The sequence below is a fragment of the Sphingobium sp. S6 genome (assembly GCF_905120495.1).
GTDB classification, from domain to species: Bacteria; Pseudomonadota; Alphaproteobacteria; order Sphingomonadales; family Sphingomonadaceae; genus Sphingobium; species Sphingobium agri.
On record NZ_CAJHOG010000001.1, the window covers coordinates 1,257,547 to 1,272,448 of the forward strand.

18 protein-coding genes are annotated in these 14,902 nt (G+C 63.8%); 8 read left to right on the forward strand and 10 right to left on the reverse strand.

Annotation, left to right across the window (positions count from 1 at the left end; all coding sequences use genetic code 11):
- Position 1 precedes the first annotated feature (1 nt).
- Complete coding sequence (gene fliE, locus SPHS8_RS06485) at positions 2-358, reverse strand: flagellar hook-basal body complex protein FliE (protein WP_201514730.1); 357 nt, start codon at positions 356-358, stop codon at positions 2-4.
- A gap of 12 nt (positions 359-370) precedes the next feature.
- Positions 371-1,612 (reverse strand): sigma-54 interaction domain-containing protein, encoded by a 1,242-nt coding sequence (locus tag SPHS8_RS06490; RefSeq protein ID WP_201514731.1) that lies wholly within the window; start codon positions 1,610-1,612, stop codon positions 371-373.
- A gap of 178 nt (positions 1,613-1,790) precedes the next feature.
- On the opposite strand from SPHS8_RS06490, the gene SPHS8_RS20590 reads away from it, so the two are divergent.
- The 5 genes from SPHS8_RS20590 (at position 1,791) to SPHS8_RS06510 (ending at position 6,808) form a co-directional block, all read left to right on the forward strand.
- Complete coding sequence (locus SPHS8_RS20590; protein WP_268933191.1) at positions 1,791-1,919, forward strand: hypothetical protein; 129 nt, start codon at positions 1,791-1,793, stop codon at positions 1,917-1,919.
- Between the two features lie 22 nt (positions 1,920-1,941).
- Entirely contained in the window at positions 1,942-2,778 is an 837-nt protein-coding gene (locus SPHS8_RS06495; RefSeq protein ID WP_201514732.1) for a flagellin N-terminal helical domain-containing protein, read from the forward strand.
- 213 nt (positions 2,779-2,991) lie between these two features.
- Entirely contained in the window at positions 2,992-4,476 is a 1,485-nt protein-coding gene (locus SPHS8_RS06500) for a glucan biosynthesis protein (protein ID WP_201514733.1), read from the forward strand.
- 71 nt (positions 4,477-4,547) lie between these two features.
- The gene (gene mdoH, locus SPHS8_RS06505; protein ID WP_201514897.1) at positions 4,548-6,428 is read left to right on the forward strand and encodes a glucans biosynthesis glucosyltransferase MdoH; all 1,881 of its coding nucleotides are present in this window, start codon (positions 4,548-4,550) and stop codon (positions 6,426-6,428) included.
- An 86-nt stretch (positions 6,429-6,514) separates the two neighbouring features.
- Entirely contained in the window at positions 6,515-6,808 is a 294-nt protein-coding gene (locus SPHS8_RS06510) for a GIY-YIG nuclease family protein (protein WP_201514734.1), read from the forward strand.
- A gap of 83 nt (positions 6,809-6,891) precedes the next feature.
- On the opposite strand, the gene SPHS8_RS06515 is transcribed toward SPHS8_RS06510, so the two are convergent.
- The 8 genes from SPHS8_RS06515 to SPHS8_RS06550 all read right to left on the reverse strand — a co-directional run bounded on the left by SPHS8_RS06515 (position 6,892) and on the right by SPHS8_RS06550 (position 13,183).
- Positions 6,892-7,623, reverse strand: a complete 732-nt coding sequence (locus tag SPHS8_RS06515) for a sigma-70 family RNA polymerase sigma factor (RefSeq protein WP_201514735.1) — start codon at positions 7,621-7,623, stop codon at positions 6,892-6,894.
- Between the two features lie 13 nt (positions 7,624-7,636).
- On the reverse strand, positions 7,637-9,757 hold the full coding sequence (flhA, locus tag SPHS8_RS06520) for a flagellar biosynthesis protein FlhA (protein WP_201514736.1): 2,121 nt from the start codon (positions 9,755-9,757) through the stop codon (positions 7,637-7,639).
- Between the two features lie 9 nt (positions 9,758-9,766).
- Positions 9,767-10,588, reverse strand: coding sequence for a lytic transglycosylase domain-containing protein (locus SPHS8_RS06525; RefSeq protein ID WP_201514737.1), 822 nt, complete (start codon positions 10,586-10,588; stop codon positions 9,767-9,769).
- Between the two features lie 182 nt (positions 10,589-10,770).
- Positions 10,771-11,079, reverse strand: coding sequence for a hypothetical protein (locus SPHS8_RS06530; RefSeq protein WP_097092164.1), 309 nt, complete (start codon positions 11,077-11,079; stop codon positions 10,771-10,773).
- An 8-nt stretch (positions 11,080-11,087) separates the two neighbouring features.
- Positions 11,088-11,366, reverse strand: coding sequence for a flagellar biosynthesis anti-sigma factor FlgM (flgM, locus tag SPHS8_RS06535; protein ID WP_201514738.1), 279 nt, complete (start codon positions 11,364-11,366; stop codon positions 11,088-11,090).
- Between the two features lie 46 nt (positions 11,367-11,412).
- A complete protein-coding gene (locus SPHS8_RS06540) occupies positions 11,413-11,931 on the reverse strand; it encodes a flagella basal body P-ring formation protein FlgA (protein ID WP_201514898.1) in 519 nt (172 codons plus the stop codon).
- A gap of 92 nt (positions 11,932-12,023) precedes the next feature.
- Positions 12,024-12,515 (reverse strand): flagellar motor protein MotB, encoded by a 492-nt coding sequence (locus SPHS8_RS06545; RefSeq protein ID WP_201514739.1) that lies wholly within the window; start codon positions 12,513-12,515, stop codon positions 12,024-12,026.
- Entirely contained in the window at positions 12,515-13,183 is a 669-nt protein-coding gene (locus SPHS8_RS06550) for a MotA/TolQ/ExbB proton channel family protein (protein WP_201514740.1), read from the reverse strand. The genes SPHS8_RS06545 and SPHS8_RS06550 overlap by 1 nt, the downstream gene beginning before the upstream one ends.
- A 262-nt stretch (positions 13,184-13,445) precedes the next feature.
- On the opposite strand from SPHS8_RS06550, the gene flgB reads away from it, so the two are divergent.
- From flgB to SPHS8_RS06565, 3 genes are read left to right on the forward strand one after another with little or no spacing between them, the layout of a single operon-like run.
- The gene (gene flgB / locus SPHS8_RS06555; protein WP_097092167.1) at positions 13,446-13,817 is read left to right on the forward strand and encodes a flagellar basal body rod protein FlgB; all 372 of its coding nucleotides are present in this window, start codon (positions 13,446-13,448) and stop codon (positions 13,815-13,817) included.
- A 2-nt stretch (positions 13,818-13,819) separates the two neighbouring features.
- Positions 13,820-14,230 carry a flagellar basal body rod protein FlgC gene (gene flgC / locus SPHS8_RS06560; RefSeq protein ID WP_097092168.1) on the forward strand — a complete coding sequence of 137 codons (411 nt, stop codon included), beginning with the start codon at positions 13,820-13,822 and terminating at the stop codon, positions 14,228-14,230.
- A complete protein-coding gene (locus SPHS8_RS06565; protein WP_201514741.1) occupies positions 14,227-14,886 on the forward strand; it encodes a flagellar hook assembly protein FlgD in 660 nt (219 codons plus the stop codon). The genes flgC and SPHS8_RS06565 overlap by 4 nt, the downstream gene beginning before the upstream one ends.
- Positions 14,887-14,902 lie beyond the last annotated feature (16 nt).

Consider the following 14,902-nt stretch of genomic DNA (forward strand, 5'->3'; position numbering starts at 1 on the left):
ATTATACCGGCATGCTCATGATGTCCTTGTAAGCGGACAGGAGTTTGTTACGGACCTGGAGGGTCGCTTCGAAGCTGACCGACGCCTGCTGCTTGGCGAGCATGACGGCGGCGATGTCGGTCGTTTCGCCCCGTTCGAAGGCGGAAGCCGCCTCGCCTGCCTGGGCTTGCAGGCCGTTGACCTGCTGGAGGGCGGAGTTGAGCGCCTCGGTAAAGCCGCCGGGCTTGGTGCCCTCGGCGCCGCCGATGCTGCCCCCGCCGACCGTACCGGTCTGGGCAACATCGCGGAGAGCCGCGTTCTTCTGGAGGATGGCGTTGCGGATCGCCATCACGCTGTCAGTCGGGGAAATGCCGGTCATGCCCTACCTCCCTCAAGCCGCTGCAAGTTCGCGCATTTCGGCGAGCCGGTAGCGCAGGGTGCGTTCGGAAATGCCGAGCTTGCGCGCGGCGGCGGCGCGGTGGCCGTCCGTCTCACGCAGCGCGGCGCGGATGGCGTCGAGCTTCGACTGGCGAGCGACGTCGCGCAGGCTGATCGTTCCGGCGGGCGCGGGCTGCGCATCGACGACGCGCAACTGCGGCGCACCCGCGATGTGCAGGTCTTCCGCGTCGATCCGGTCGCCTTCGCGCAGCACGATGGCGCGCTGGAGGACATTGCCAAGTTCGCGGGCATTGCCGGGCCACACATGGGCGGCGAGCTTTTCCAGTGCCGCAGCGGTCGGCCAGACGAATTCCTGATGGCGCAGCAGCATGGCGGCGGCGATGGCGGTCACGTCGCCAGCACGCTCGGCCAGCGGGCGCAGTTCCAGCGGCATGACATTGAGGCGCCAGTAAAGGTCTTCGCGGAAACGTCCGGCGGCTACTTCGGCGGCAAGGTCACGGTTGCAGGCAGCGATGATGCGAACATCGACCGGCACGGGATGGGTCGCGCCGACGGGCAGGATTTCCCCTTCCTGCAACGCACGAAGCAACTTCGCCTGAAGCGGCAACGGCAACTCGGCGATTTCATCCAGGAACAGCGTGCCGCCATCAGCGGCCAGGAAGAGACCATCCGAAGCGTTGGCCGCGCCGGTGAAGCTGCCCTTCTTATGCCCGAACAGCATCGCTTCCATCATGGTTTCGGGAAGCGCGGCGCAGTTGACGGCAATAAAGTCGCGGCTGATGCGGCCCGACTGGGCGTGGAGGAAGCGCGCCATGCCTTCCTTGCCGGTGCCGGTGTCACCCTGGATCAGGACCGTGGCGTCGCTGCGGGCAACACGGCCAGCCAGCGTCATCAGGCGAGTGCTGGCTGCGTCGCCCACTGCCGGGACGCTCGCGGGGCGGGCGAGCTCGGCGATGAGGGCGAAGGCAAAGCCCATATCTTCGATATTGAATGCCACGCGGGCAGGCAGGCCGTTGGCGGCAGGCGCCAGCGAAGGCTTTCCATCGACCAGATTGATCAGAATATCGCGATGGGTCGCATGGCCGATCTCCGTCGCCAGCAGCACGCGGCGCTCGTCACGCTCGCGCGGGCTCTGCGCATCGACGATGCGTACCATGTAAAAGGCATTTTCCAGCCAATGCTGCAGGCCCGGAACGAGCGCGCAGACACCTCGGCTCACGTCAAGCGACGACATGACAGTCCCATCCATTTTCGGCTGGCTTGTGCCCCCGCACGCCCCAACCCCCTTCGATGCTCTGACAAATGCCCTTCGCATGGTTATCATCTGGTTAATGCGGCAATAACCTTGCTGCCGGGCGGCAATTTTCTTCCGCTTTGTCGGGGCGGTGGACCGGCTTCCATATGGATCGGTTATGCAAGACCCGCTGATTTCGGGGCTTTTTGAACTTTCTCAGAAAAAAATGCGCCGAGCCCTAAAAGCTTTTTCCGCCGCGCCGTTATCCCCTTTCGAGGCCGCAAGCAGCCTGATGGCAGCGACCTGATAGGACATAGAAAGGGAATATCATGACTGTTATCGGAACCAACTCCTCCGCTCTGCGCGCCGCCAACGCTTCGGCTCTCGCAGGCAAGTCGCTGAGCACCGCCATGGAGCGTCTGTCGAGCGGCAAGCGCATCAACAGCGCCAAGGATGACGCAGCGGGCCTCGCGATCAGCTCGCAGATGACCTCGCAGATCAAGGGCATGACCCAGGGCATCCGTAACGCCAATGACGGCATCTCGCTCGCTCAGACGGCGGAAGGCGCGCTGGGTGAAGTCGCCAACATGCTGCAGCGCATCCGCGAACTGGCCGTCCAGTCGAAGTCGGAAACCTATTCGGATACCGACCGGACCAACCTGAACGCTGAAGCAACCGCACTGAAGACGCAGATCACGAGCGTCCTCGCCACGACCGAATTCAACGGCGTGCGTATCTTCAACAGCGATGCAGCGCCTGCCGCGACCTACACCGCCAAGGCCGGCAACATCAACATCCAGGCTGGCGCCAACTCCGGCGACGTTGTGAATATTGCTTTTACTGCACTCGCCAACCTGGCTGCGGGCACTGCAGTCGACACTGCCGCAAACGCAGCCACTGCCATGGGTAACGTCGACACCGCGCTGAAGGCAGTCGCAACGACCCGCGCTTCGCTCGGTGCAGCCCAGAACCAGTTGGAATCCACGGTTAACGGCCTGACCAACAACATCACCAACCTCTCTGACGCCCGCAGCCGCATCGAAGACGCCGACTTCTCGGCTGAAACGACTGCTCTCGCCAAGGCGCAGATCCTGAACCAGGCTTCGACGGCGATGCTCGCTCAGGCAAACCAGAGCCAGCAGAATGTCCTGAAGCTGATCCAGTAATCCGGTTCAGCCAACCAGATTGACCGGCTGAGGTATTGGTCACCTGACAGCCAGTCATGGGAACCCGGCGCATCAACAGTCCCCACCGCGCCGGGCAACTACCTTCGATCGAACGGCCAGCATTCGAAGCCTCCGTCCCCCCGGGCGGAGGCTTCACCGCATTTTGGGGCGCCAAGGCTTGCATTATGCGATCATGCGCCCATCATTACGGCCATGATGGATATCGACCGGCGCGCGCTGATCGGCGCATCAGGCGCTGCTCTCCTCTTCCCAGGGACCGTACTCGCCCAGCAGGAAGGCGAGCGTTTTTCCTGGGACATGGTGATTGCCCGCGCCAGGGGTCTTGCGCGGCAGCCCTACCGGGAAACGCCGCATCATCCGGGTGCCCGCAAGGTGGATTACGAGGCGCTCTACAAAGCGCGCTTTCGCGAGGACCGGACAATCTGGGGAAACCTGCCGGGGGATACCGGCGTACAGCTTTTCCCGTTAAGCGCCTCTGCTGAACAGCCGGTGGAGATTGCGCTGGTGGAGAATGGCCGGGCCACGCCGCTGCGCTATGATCCGACGATCTTTGACGCGCCTGCCGACAATGCGGTGCGGCACTTGGGTCCGGACGCTGGCTATGCGGGCTTTCGCGTTATGAACGCCGCGCGCGATGGCGATTGGCTGTCGTTCCTCGGCGCGAGCTATTTCCGCTCCCCCGGCGCGACCAAACAATTCGGGCTGTCCGCTCGCGCGATCGCGGTCAACACCAGCATACAGGGCAAGGAGGAATTCCCCCGCTTCACCCATTTCTGGCTGGAGCGCACGGGTCCGAGCAGCCTCACCATCTACGCCCTGCTGGACGGCGCTTCGATCACCGGGGCCTATCGCTTCGTGACTGAAAAGACGACGCAGGGCGTGCGGCAGGATGTCGATGCCGCACTGTTCGCGCGCCGCCCGATCGCGGAGTTGGGGCTGATGCCGATGACCAGCATGTTCTGGTATGATCAGGCGAGCCGCGCATCCCGCACCGACTGGCGGCCGGAAATCCATGATTCCGACCTGCTGGCAATCGGCAGCGCGGACGGCACGATCCATGCGCGTCCGCTCATCAATCCCGCCGCCCCGCGCGTCGATGCCTTTGCCGAACGCAACCCCAAGGGCTTTGGCCTGATGCAGCGGGACCGGAATTTCGACCATTATCAGGATGACGGTGTCTTCTATGAACGCCGCCCCTCGCTCTGGGCTTCGCCGCGCAAGCCCTTCGGTGCGGGGCAGGTCCGGCTCTACGCATTTCCCACGACCAGCGAATATGTCGACAATGTCTGCGCCTATTGGACGCCAGCGGCGGCGGTTCGGGCGGGCAGCCGGATCGATGCGAGCTACCGGCTCGACTGGTCGTCAGCGGGCGGACCTGCAACGGGCATCGCGGTGCTCAATAATGTGTGGACCGGTCAGGCGGGTGAAGCGGGCGTGGACCGTCTGATCCTGGATTTCTCTGGCGTGGCAAAGGACGCGCGGCCCGACATCTGGGTCGATCTGGCTGGCGCTACGCTGGTCAGGAAGGGCGGATATCCCGTCCTTCATCAACCCGGCCTTTTCCGCGTGGCGCTCGATCTGCGACGCGAGAGCGGCAAAGCAGCCGATGTCCGCGTCCAGCTTCGCTCCGGTAATGCGGCCATGAGCGAATATGTGCATTATCCGCTGGGCGCTTGACGGAACCGGCAGGGACCGGGCGCTTTGACGCGTGCGTCATGATTTTTGGAACGGACAGACGTGAAATGGCGATGATCAGCGGGCAAACGGGTAGCGGCAAGGAGCAAGCCTCCGCACGCGCGTTCGAGCATGTGCCCGCCGAAATGCCGCTCCCGATGCCGGAGCAGGATTTCAGCGAGCATCCGCGCGATTTTCCGCACCGTCCGCTGAACATCGATCAATGGGCCCGGCGCATGCTCGTCATATTGCTGGCCTTATTGCCTGCATCCATGGCTGCGCATGAAATGCGGCGCTCCATTGGCCTCGACGGCATTTCGCTGTGGGAAGGCGTCTATCTTGCCCTTTTCATCCCGCTATTCGCCTGGATCGCCTTCGGCTTTGCGACCAGCCTGATCGGGTTCCTGATCCTGACGATGGGAAAGGCGTCGGCCGCCCAGCCCTATCGAACCTCCTTTGCCACTCCGCTTCGGGGGAGGACGGCCATATTGCTGCCGGTCTGCAACGAGGATTTTCTGGGCGTGATGGGCCGCCTGTCGATCATGGAGCGCTCCCTTGCACAGGTCATGGGCAATGAACGCTTCGAATTCTTCATCCTGAGCGATTCCAACCCGGACAATGGCGAGATAGAGCGCAACACTTATCTGGAAATGCGCAAGGGCTTCTCGCGGCCGGTGCATTACCGCCGCCGCGCACTCAACATCGGCCGCAAGCCCGGCAATATCGCTGAATGGGTACAGCGGTTCGGCGGCGGCTATGACTATATGATCGTGCTGGACGCGGACAGCGTGATGAGCGGGCAGACCATGGCCCGGCTGGCGCTCGACATGGAACGGCATCCGCATGTCGGCCTGATCCAGACCGTGCCGACGATCGTGGGGGCATCCACCTTCTTCGCCCGGTGGCAGCAGTTCGCCAGCCGCCTGTTCGGCCCGATCTCGGCTGCGGGCATGATCTGGTGGGCGGGATCGGAAGGCATGTTCTGGGGGCATAATGCCATCCTGCGCACCAAGGCCTTCGCGCAGAGTTGCGGCCTTCCCGAACTGCCCGGCCGCGCCCCGTTCGGCGGCCATATCATGAGCCATGACATGATCGAGGCCGCGCTGCTTCGCCGCCGCGGCTGGGACGTGCACATGGTCATGGCCGACGACAGTTTCGAGGAGTTTCCCCCTTCCCTTCCCGACCTTGCCACCCGTGACCGCCGCTGGTGCCAGGGCAATATCCAGCATGTGCCGCTCATCCCCAAGATCAGGGGCTTGCATCTGGTCAGCCGGTTCCAGCTGCTGGTCGGCGCGTCGGCCTATTGTACGTCGCCGCTATGGCTGGCTCTCTTGCTCGTCGTGCTGGGCGGTGCGTTGGCGGGCGTGTGGCCGCCGAGCGCCATCCTGCCATCGGGCGGGCTGCTGGCGCTCACCGCAGTGCTGCTCTTCGGGCCGAAGCTGCTGGCGATGGGATGGGCGATGGCCGATCCGGCGCGGCGCATCGGCTTTGGCGGAGCGGCGCGCATGAGCCGGGGCGTCATGGCGGACATCGCGCTCTCGATCCTGATGGCGCCCGTCAGCATGCTCACGCAGACGATCAACCTGTTCGGCATATTGATGGGGCGCAAAAGCAGCTGGAGCGGGCAGGTTCGCGACCGGGACGGCATGTCGATCGGGGGCGCCGTCTGGCTGTTCAAATATCATATCATGCTGGGCGGCTTGCTGACTGCATTGGCGATCCAGGGCGGCACGTCGGTGGGATGGATCATACCCGTGGTCGCGGGGCTTGTGCTTGCTCCCGTCCTTGCTGCCGTCACGGCGCGTAAAGGTCTGGGTCAGAAGGCGGAACGCAGCGGACTTTTTCAGGTGGCAGAGCCCTGGTGGCGGACAAACAGCTATCGCGCGCCGCATTATCCTGAACAGGCTGCTGGGATGGCTCCGCTGCAGCAGGCAGTCGCAAACGATCGGCGATGAACTTTGTGCTCCTGCGGAGGCAGGAGCCCAGTCCACACGGCACAACTGGGTTCCTGCCTTCGCAGGAACACGGTAATGCGCAATGCATGAACAAAGCTGGCTATGTATATCTAATGGCTAGTGGCCGTAACGGCACGCTCTATCTCGGCTTGACCAGCGACCTCGTTCGCCGCAGCTGGCAGCATCGCAACGGGTTCGGCGGCGAGTTTTCCTTGAGATATCGCTGCCACTTTCTCGTCTGGTTTGAAGCCCATGATGATCTGCAGGAAGCTCGTCTGCGCGAACTGCAGATCAAAAAGTGGAAGCGCGCTTGGAAGCTGCGCCTGATTGAAGAGAGTAACGCCGATTGGCGTGACCTATTTCACGAGATAGCCACCTAAACACGGTGCTCCTGCGAAGGCAGGAGCCTAGTTGGGACCGCAGAACAGGGCTCCTGCCTTAGCAGGCACACGGCGCATAAAATTCAATCCCACTCGCGAAGCTTGTCGCGCAGCTTGTCCAGCGCCGCCTTCTTGATCTGGCACACGCGGGCTGCGCCGATGTCGAGCGCTTGGCCGATCTCCTCAAGGTTCAGTTCCTCGACGAAATAGAGCTGCAGCACCATGGCTTCGCGCTGCGGCAGTTCGCCGATGCACTTGGCAAGCGCAGCCTTGAGCGATTCGCGTTCCATGACATCGTCGGCGCGGTCTTCCACATCGGCGAACCACATGGACTGGTCGGAATAGACTTCATCCATGCTGCTGTGCTGCACCATCTCGCAACTGTCGGCGAGTTCGCGATAGTCGGCCGCTTCCATCCCCATTGCGCCCGCCATTTCCGCTTCGAGCGGCGCGCGGCGCAGTTGCTGCTCCAGCCGGTTGCGCACGGCGGCCAGCTGCTTGCGGTTGGCCATGGCCGACCGGGCGATCGTCGCCCCGCGCCGGAGGTGATCGATCATCGCGCCGCGCACGCGCATCTGTGCGTAAGAGGCGAAGCCAAGACCGCGATCTTCAAAACCGTTCGCTGCCTCGACCAGAGCCACCATGCCGATCTGGAGCAGATCCTCGACCTCAACGGCGCTCGATACGCGGCCATGCACATGCCATGCGATCTTGCGCACCAGCGGCATGTAGCGGCGGGCGAGCTGTTCCGGGCTGTTGTTCGACCGGCCGTAGGTATTGGCGTCGGAACCGGCGATGACCTTCTTCATGAACATGGGTCAGTTATCCTCAGGCGACGCGTTCGCGAGTGGGAAGCGGATCGTGACGGGGCGCAGGCCGCTGTTCGCCGCCGACGACGGCAACGACCTCCACGCCCTTGCCATCGGGGATTTCCAGAAAGGACAGCACCGGCGTTTCGGGCAGATGCGGCTTGAACAGGCGGGCGAGCGCACGGCGCGCCACAGGCGAAGTCACGATGGCGAAGTTGCGCGCCTGCCCCATGATCGGACGGGCAGCCTGCACCACCGCTTCGATGATGCGGTTGGCAAGCGCGGGTTCGATCGGATGCTTGGCGTCGCCAGCAACGCGCATCGCCTGCGCGAGCAGCGCTTCCAGATCGCCGTCCAGCGTGATGACCGGCAACGGCATCTTCACCGGGACCAGCCCCTGGATGATGAGCGCGCCGATCCGCTGGCGCACGGCTTCGACCAGTTGCTCGTGGCTCATGTCCGGCCGCGCGGCATCGACCATCGCTTCGCAGATGCGGCGGAAATCCTTGAGCGCGATGCCTTCGGAGAGCAGTGCGCGGCACAGCGCGGAAATCTGCGTGAGGCTGAGCGTGCCGGGGGTCAGGCCATCGACCAGCTGCGGCGCTGCGTCCTTCAGATTGTCGAGCAGCTTTCGCGCTTCGTCGAGGCCGAACATCTCGCTCGCATTCATGGCGATCAGCTGATTGAGATGCGTCGCGACCACCGTCGGCGGATCGACAACGGTATAGCCCGCGACCACCGCTTCGCTGCGCTTGGCTGGCGAAATCCAGACGGCGTCGAGGCCGAATGTCGGGTCCTTCGCCTCACGACCGGACACCACGCCTTCCAGCGCGCCGCTGTCGAGGGCCAGCAGATCGTCGGGGAAAATCTCGTCCTCGCCGACGACCACGCCAGCGATGGTGATGCGATATTGGTTCGGCTCCAGCGCCAGATTGTCCTTCACGCGCACCATCGGCACGACAAAGCCTAGTTCCTTGGACAGCTGGCGGCGAATGCCGGTGATGCGGGCCATTAGCGGCGCGCCCTTGCGCTCGTCGACCAGACCGATGAGGCCATAGCCGATCTCAAGGCCGAGGATCGCGCCGTCGGACACGTCATTCCATTCGATCAGCGCGGGATTGGCGGGCTCCGGCATCGGCGCGGGCTCGGCGGCCTTCACCTTGGCCTGCTTGCGCAGGTGCCACGCGATATAGCCCGCAACCGCTGCCGCGGGCAGGATGATCATGTGCGGCATGCCGGGCAGAATGCCGAGGAAGGTCAGGATCGCGGCCACAGGCGTCCAGGCCTTGCTCGATCCGAACTGGCCGGTGATCTGGTTGGACAGATCATCCTCGCTGCCAACGCGCGTCACGATCGCAGCGGCGGCGATGGAAAGCAGCAGCGCGGGAACCTGCGCCACCAGCGCGTCGCCGATGGCGAGGATGATATAGGTCTGCGCGGCCTCGCCCATGGACAGGCCATGGCTGACCACGCCCAGGATGATGCCGCCGACGATGTTGATCGCAAGGATCAGGATGCCCGCGACCGCGTCACCCTTCACGAACTTGGACGCACCGTCCATCGAACCGTAGAAGTCCGCTTCGGTCGCCACTTCGCGGCGGCGAACCTTCGCTTCTTCCGGGGTGAGCAGGCCAGCGTTGAGGTCGGCGTCGATCGCCATCTGCTTGCCTGGCAAGGCGTCCAGGGTGAAGCGCGCGCTGACTTCCGAGACGCGGCCCGCGCCCTTGGTGATCACGACGAGGTTGATGATCATCAGGATCGCGAAGACGAAGATGCCGACCACATAGTCGCCACCGATCAGGAAATGGCCAAAGGCTTCAATCACATGGCCCGCAGCGTCTGATCCTTCATGGCCCGACACCAGCACGACACGCGTTGATGCGACGTTGAGCGCCAAGCGAAGCAAGGTCGCGAACAGCAGCACCGTGGGAAAACTCGAAAAGTCCAGCGGCTTGGCGGCGTTCAGCGCCACCATCAGCACGGCCAGAGAAATCATGATGTTGGTGATGAAACCCAGGTCCAGCATGAACGCAGGCACCGGCACCATCATGAACAGCACGACCATCAGCGTCGCGATGGGCAGCACGGCCCCCTTGGCGGCGCTCATCCAGATCTTCGCTTTGACTTGGGCAGGAGTCATGAGTGGCCGTTACCTTCCGAGGGTGGCGAGCATGAGATAGGCGAGACGCGCAGTCTGCGGCTGCGGCTTGATGCTGACATCGGCCGCATTTGCGAGGCGCTGGGTTTCGATCCGCACATAATCTGCGGGCTGCACGGTCTTCGCGCCATCGGGCAGCGGAGCGGCAGCATATTGGATGGGGCCAGTGTTGATCGAATCGACGCCGCGCTGAAGCTTCGACGCGAAGCGATCACGGATTTCGGCGAAGCTGCGAGGACTGCCGGAGCGATCGTAGAAGATGGAGCGGTTGGCCCGCGCGGCGGCGGGGAACATGGACGCAGCGGTTGCGCCCGGCGCGCGATCATGGACCGACAGGAACTTGCTGGCCCCGCCGACGCCCAGGAAGTGGGCGAGGTAGAGATCGACCGGCTCAGCCTCACGGCCAAGCCGCTGTTCGAGATAGGCCTTGTTGTCGGCCGCATGCTGCGCGGCCATGACGGAGGCGGTTTCGGGGTGGTTGCGCAGATCCAGGATCTGCTGGCGCATTTCCGGGTTCGCGACATAATAGCGGCCGTTCTGGCCCCGGCTGATCATGTCGGCGGCCCAGCCAAGGCCATATTCGCTGCCATGCTTGTCGATGACGGCGAGCCAGCTCTGGTCGATAAACTGATACAGGCCCGTTGCCGACGAGGTGCTCGCGCGCGCCGTGGGATTAAGGCTGCTTTCGATCTTCGCCTGGCCCAGCAGATAGGCGAAGTCCACGCCCGTCCTGCGGCTCGCCATGGCGATCGCGTTCGTCACGCGGTTGCCGGTCGAAGCGCCTGTCGCTGCTATGTCTGCAAATGCCGACAATGAAATAATCCCCGTTGGTACCGGGGAGCATTAGAGCAAGGCTTATGCCAAGATTTGGTTAACGCGCGCTCCATAAATGTTGCTGGCGCGTTCAGCATGCAAAGAAAAAGGCGCCTCTGGGGCGCCTCGTCTCACAACATCAGAGTTTAACCTACCGTTCGGGGGAGCGGAGCCCCTGGCCTCTATCGCCCGTAAACCAGCGGAGCCTGGGTCGACCCATGCGCCGCCAGCAGCGACAGGCGCTGTCCCGCATGATCGGTCAGCACATTGATCCGCACGCGCGCCGCTTCGATCATCGGCAGCAGCGCTGTCACTCGTTCGCGAATCGCGTCATCCGCGCGCCATGCGCCGATCGCACGCACTGCGGCGGCGCTCCGGCTCACATGGGCGGCGGCAGCATCGATGGCCGCGACGTCGGTGCCGTCAAGCGCGACCCGCAGCTCGTCGAATGCCGAGAAGAGGTCGTCCAACGCTGCAAGGCCGAGCGGCATGATAAGCCTTAACCGTTGATCGGTAGGTCGAGCGCGAGCATCTTGTCGGCGATCGCAGCCGGATCGACCGGATAATTGCCCGAGGCGATGGCTGCCTTGATCGCCGCGACGCGGTCCATGTTGACCGGCGCGCCTTCCGCCGCCATGCGGGCTGCGGGACTGGCGGATGCCGAAAATGACGACACGCTCGGCCCACCCTTATCGGAAGCGCTCCGCGTCTTGCCGCTGTCCCGCAACCGGGAAGCCTCTATGGCGGCGCTCATATTCTGGCCGACAGATTTGATCATGGCTTACAATCCTTCACTCGTCCCGTTCACCCTATAACGGCAGGGTTCAAAAATCATTAAATCCCGGAATGCGAACGGTGCCCATTTCGACCACCTGCGCGAGGACAGGCGTGGACCGCTTGTCCTCGCGCACGCGAATGGTGTCGCCCACGGCGCCGTCTTCATCCGCGATCATCGCGCGCGAGACGCTGAAACTCGCATTGCCGGCGAGCAGCTGGACCGGGTCCCCCCGCTTCACCACCAAATCGCGCTGCGCAGGACGCGCAGCAACGCCATAGCGCGCAACCGGTGCCGCAGCAGCGCCGCCGCCGCCGTTCAAGGGCACGCGGATACGCCATCCCACGGAGTCGCACTTCACGATCGCCGCGCCGAAAGTCGGCCCTTCGACGGTCGGCGTCACAGGACAGGCCGCTAGCCGCAGTCGCCGGTCAACTGGCGCGATGGGCCCGCCAGGCTCGCCGATATTGGCGCCCACGGTCATCGCGACCAAGCCGTCCAGCCGATCCAGATTCTCGAATTTCTGTTGCGCCAGCGCAGGCTGACAAACTGCTGTGACCAGCACCATGGCGGCAATAAGGGGCAGCGTTTTCACAGCATATCTCCGGATGCGGACAGATTCATGCCACGCATTAAGCATCCGATATGGCTAACAAGTCGTTAACGCTGCCCGGCCGCCTCGCCGATGCGGATCAGCTGGCCCTTGCCCGTGCCGCCGTCCATCTGGTCGAGGCCGCGAATGCGCAGCCGATCACCGGCCAGCCCCTGCGCCTTCAACTCGCGCGCCACCGCGCCAAGCCGCGCCGCCGCGAGATCCCAAGGATCGAACCGCCGCCGCGCGGGATCGGTGCCAAGGCTGCTGATGTCGATCCTGCCGCTGCCCGATCGCAGGCCTGCTGCCACTCTTGCCAGCGCTGCCCTGCCCTGACCCGACAACAATGCCTCGTCCGGCAGGAACATCTCCGCTGCGCGCAGCTCCATGTCCTTGGCCACCGCGCGCCCGCCAAATTGCTGACGCACCTGCGCCAGCATGGCGTCGCGCTTCTGCCCGCTTGCCTGCAACAAAATGAAGAAGCCGAGCAGTAGCAACAGGAGGTCGGCGAAACTCACGGCCCAACGGTTGCGCCGGGCTTGCGAGGCAGCAGCGATCATCACGCCACCTCGCGGATGGCTGCCCGCAGCGTCGTCACATTCTCCCGCCGCGCGATGGCGACCAAGCGGCTGGCCGCTTCCTTCTGCCAGGCCAGTTCCCGCTCCGACAGGTCGGCAAGGCGGCTCGCGATGGGAGCGGCGATGACATTGGCGATCACCATGCCATAGAGCGTCGTCAGCAGCGCCAGCGCCATGGACGGCCCCAGAGCCGCCGGATCGTCCATCGCCGCGAACATGCCGATCAGGCCCAATATGGTGCCCGCCATGCCCAGCGCGGGAGCGGCATCGGCAATCGACAGCCAGACGTTGCGCGCGCCGGCATGGCGGCGCGCCCGGTCGGCCAGCGCCTGCGCTGCCCAAATCTCGAACTGCTCGGTCTTTTCGCTGTTGGCGAGGCGCCGTGCCGCTTCAGCGAGGAAGGGGTTGGCGGTCTTCACCCGATCGGTGCAGGCAAGCCCGCGCAGTTGCGCGACCTGGTCGATCTTCAGCAAGGCCGCGCGCGCCGTCGCCTGATCCTTGTCCGGATCGGCGCGCAGCAGCGGCACCAGCGCGGCGAAACCACGCCCGATCGCCGGACCGCCATTCTGGAACAGCGCCACCGCGCCCACCCCGCCGATCATGATCAGCAGCGTCAGGGGATCGAAAAGCTGCGCCAATAGTCCGATCATCAACCAGTCCCCCATTCACCCGGATCACCAGCGGCAAAGCCTTGCCCAGGACCGGCAAAATCTTGCCGCCCCTGCCGCCGCCTTCATCCGAACCCAAGGATTTCCGCCGTTTCCGCACATGCCGATGCGTCACCCACGCAAATTGGCACGGCTCTTGCGAAATAGCCGTTCGGATCACCAGCGGTTCACGCCATCAGGGCTCAGAACGGCGGAGGAACCACAAAGTTTAGGCCCTCAAGGGCAAAAAGACGGAAAGACGGAAATGTCGCTGGAAGACGGATTGTTCGGAGTACATGGAAAGGCGCTGGCGCTTCGCTCGCAACGCCTGTCCCTGCTCGCGTCCAACATCGCGAACGCCTCGACGCCGGGCTACAAGGCGCGGGACATCGATTTCGACGCTGCGCTGAAGGAAGCGACGACGCGCCAGCAGGGCAGCGGAATAGCGGATGTCAGCAAGGCCGTGGACGACAGCATGGGCTATCGCGTGCCGCTTCAGCCCAGCCTAGACGGCAACACCGTCGAACTCAGCACCGAACAGACGCTGTTTGCTGAAAACGCCGTCAAATACCGCACGACCCTCTCCTTCCTGGAAGGGCGCATCAACACCATCACGCGCGCGCTGAAGGGAGAATGAGCATGAGCGGTTCGGGTCCCATGAACGTCTTCGATATCGCCGGTCGCGCCATGAGCGCGCAGCTTGTGCGATTGAACGCCACGGCTTCCAACATGGCCAATGCGGGCAATGTCACCGGAAGCGAGGCGGACGCCTATCGCGCCATCAAGCCGGTTTTCCAATCGGTCACCGACAAGCCCGGCGTGTCCACCGTGAAGGTCGCCAACGTCCTCACCACCGACGCCAAGCCGACCAAGCGCCACGACCCCAACCACCCGCTCGCCGACCAGAACGGCGATGTGTGGGAAGCGGCTGTCGATAGCAGCGCTGAACTGGTCGACATGATCGAGACCGCTCGCATGTATCAAAACAACGTGCAGGTGTTGAACACCGCCAAATCCCTCATGCTCGAAACCATAAGGATCGGCAAATGAGCACGACCTCCACCGTCACCGACAGCGCGGGCCTTTCCGTCTATAATCCGTACAAGAATGTCGGCACGGGCAAGGCGGAGATGGGCCAGGCCGATTTCCTGCGTCTCCTCACCGCGCAGATGCAGACGCAGGACCCGTTCGCGCCGATGGATAACGCGCAGATGGTCGCCCAGATGGCCACCATCACCAACAGCAGCGGCATTGCGGAAATGAACCAGACGCTGAAAGGCCTTGCCTCGCAGCTTACGGGCTCGCGCCTTGGCGATGCGGCAAGCTGGATCGGCAAGTCGATGCTGGTTCAAAGCAACATCGTCGCCCCCGATGCGTCCGGTCAATATATCGGCCAGGTCAGCTTCAAGGACGCGACCAGCGGCGCGACCGTCGATCTGCTCGACGGGTCCGGCAACGTGCTCAAGACCATCGATCTCGGCAATCAGCCCGCAGGCGACGTCAATTTCTACTGGGACGGCAAGAATGAGGCGGGAGAGCGGGTCGCCACCGACGCGCTCAAGATTCGCGTCAACGGCGCTTCACCGTCGCGTGTCGCCAGTTGGGCCACCATCGCCGCCGTCCAGTCACCCGCCGACGGCAGCGCCTCCAAGCTCATCACCCCATTGGGCAGCTACAGCCCGTCGGACGCCATTTCACTCGCCTAACCTCGTGACCTAGAAA